The sequence below is a fragment of the Limnofasciculus baicalensis BBK-W-15 genome, from assembly GCF_024178385.1.
Classification (GTDB): domain Bacteria; phylum Cyanobacteriota; class Cyanobacteriia; order Cyanobacteriales; family Coleofasciculaceae; genus Limnofasciculus; species Limnofasciculus baicalensis.
Genome location: NZ_JAMZMM010000615.1, coordinates 1 through 2,268, shown reverse-complemented (window position 1 = coordinate 2,268; position 2,268 = coordinate 1). Strand labels below are relative to the sequence as shown.

Genomic DNA, 2,268 nt, shown 5'->3' with positions numbered 1-2,268 from the left:
GACTTGCTCGTACAAGATTGGCTAAATCTGTCTGGGACGCTGGGTGGTCAAGCTTTCTGTCAATACTGACAAACAAAGCCGTAAATGCTGGTTTGTTGGTTATCCCAGTAAGCGCCCATAACACGTCACAGGATTGCTCCAATTGTGGTGAGAAAGTACCCAAGAAACTGCATATTCGGTGGCATGACTGCCCTCATTGTGGTTTTTCTCTTGACCGCGATCATAACGCGGCGATAAATATAAAAAATAGAGCGGTAGGGCATTCCGTTCTTAAAGCCAAACGCCTCCTAAGCAATAGCCGGACTGGTTTGGAAGCCTACACCATACCTGTACCCAGGTTGGTGTAGGAGATGTCACTACGGGTTCCACCAGATCAACAAGAAGCCGATACAAGTGGTAGGGATTTACCACTGTGGAGCAAGTCACTAAAATCTTTTGCCGATAAGGGAGGGCTAAACCAATAACCTTGAATTTCATCACACTGATGCTCTTCGAGGAACATCAGTTGGCTTTTTGTCTCCACTCCTTCAGCAACAATCTTTAAATTCAAGCGATGAGCCATTTGTAGGATGGCGATGGTAATGGCTCGATTTTTATCATCCTCTGGCAGTTGACAGATAAAGGAACGGTCAATTTTCAAGACATCAAAAGGAAATTGACTCAGATAACTTAAGGAGGAATAACCCGTACCGAAGTCATCAATGGATATACGAATACCGAGAGACTTTAATTTATGTAAAGTTGCGATCGCAGCTTGGGGATTTTCCATGAGAATGCTTTCAGTCAACTCCAACTCTAAATAGCTGGAATTCAGTCCAGTTTCCTTGAGAATATCTACCACTAAGCCATTGAGATCCACTTCATTTTCATTAAACTGATGACCAGATAAATTGACAGCAACACGTAACGGGGAAAATCCAGCATCTTGCCAGACTCGCGCTTGAGTACAGGCGCTTCTAAGCACCCATTCACCCAGAGGCACAATCAGCCCAGTTTTTTCGGCAAGGGGAATAAAGTCTCCCGGAGAAACAAAGCCCCGTTTGGGATGAAACCAACGGATTAAGGCTTCTGCACCGTCAATCTGTCCGGTAGGCATATTTACTTTAGGTTGATAGTAGAGTTGGAATTCTCCCCTTTCTATCCCTTGACGTAATTCTTGTTCGAGCAATAGGGCGGCTTTTGATTTATCCCCAATTGAGGCAAGGTAAAACTGATAGCGCAGTTTTCCTGTCTGCTGTGCATCCTCCATTGCGGCGCTAGCATGTTGAATTAGGGTATCCAAGTCTCTACCATCCCGCCCAAAGAAGGCAATGCCAATTCTAGGCGAGAGAAAAATATCATGAATTTCAATGGGGAATGGTGAGGCGAAAGCGTCAATCAGGATTTCGGCAATCTGAGACACCTCTGACTTCTGATAGCTCTGAGTGAGGAGAATAATAAATCGATCCGGGCCAATTTGGGCAATGGTGTCATCCTTCCCCAGTAGATTTTTTATCCTTTCCGCGATGGATTGAAGTAAGGCGTTGCAACGAGCTGGACCTAAAGTATTGTGGAGTTGCTTGAGTCTTTCTACACCCAGCGATAGGATGGGTATAGGTTCGGGGGTGGCTTCATTTTGAGTCAGTAACTCCTGAAACCGCTCTGCCAATAGGAAGCGATTGGGGAGGTTGGTTATGCGATCGTAACGGAGGAGATAGCTCATGATCGCTTCTGCCTGCATCCGTTCCTGAGTATGCTGCTTTTTAATCAATACCTGTTTTTGCAGCCGAGTTGCGATCGCCTCTACAATTTCAGATCTCTTGAATGGCTTGGTGAGGTAATCGTCTGCTCCCAGGTTCATGCCTAGGCGCATGTCCGAGGGATCTGATTTGGCGGTGATGAAAATAAAGGGAATACTTGCGGTGATCGGGTTTTGTTGCAGTGCCTTCAAAACCTTGTAGCCATCTAGTTCTGGCATCAGGATATCACAAATAATCAGATCGGGCTGCTCTTGGAGGGCTAAATCCACTCCCATATTACCATTCTCGGCAATAATGGTCTCAAACCCCTCCACACTCAGGACTTTGTGGAGATTAATTCGATGTGTTCTCTCGTCTTCAATCACTAGAATTTTCGTCATTTTTTTAACCCACTGGAGACTCTTGTCACTATTTTTTTTTCACGGGAGAGGAAAATGAAGGGATAATTTACCTTTCCCTTGCACAAGTTATGGAGCGACAATCTGTCGCTTACACCCAAGTAATTAAAATTTTTTCACACCCCACACCC

2 protein-coding genes are annotated in these 2,268 nt (G+C 45.1%); one reads left to right on the top strand and one right to left on the bottom strand.

Features of this window, described 5'->3' with window-relative positions; all coding sequences use genetic code 11:
- Nucleotides 1–347 (top strand): RNA-guided endonuclease InsQ/TnpB family protein (locus NJ959_RS28790; protein ID WP_254015188.1); only part of this gene is annotated, 347 nt, incomplete at its 5' end.
- 26 nt (nt 348–373) lie between these two features.
- Here NJ959_RS28790 and NJ959_RS28785 read toward each other — a convergent pair.
- Nucleotides 374–2,119, bottom strand: a complete 1,746-nt coding sequence (locus NJ959_RS28785) for a two-component system response regulator (protein ID WP_254015187.1) — start codon at nt 2,117–2,119, stop codon at nt 374–376.
- Nucleotides 2,120–2,268: the final 149 nt, after the last annotated feature.

Coding starts and splice junctions, on each gene's coding strand:
- NJ959_RS28785 (WP_254015187.1), bottom strand. CDS start 2,119: ATGACGAAAATTCTAGTGATTGAAGACGAGAGAACACATCGAATTAAT.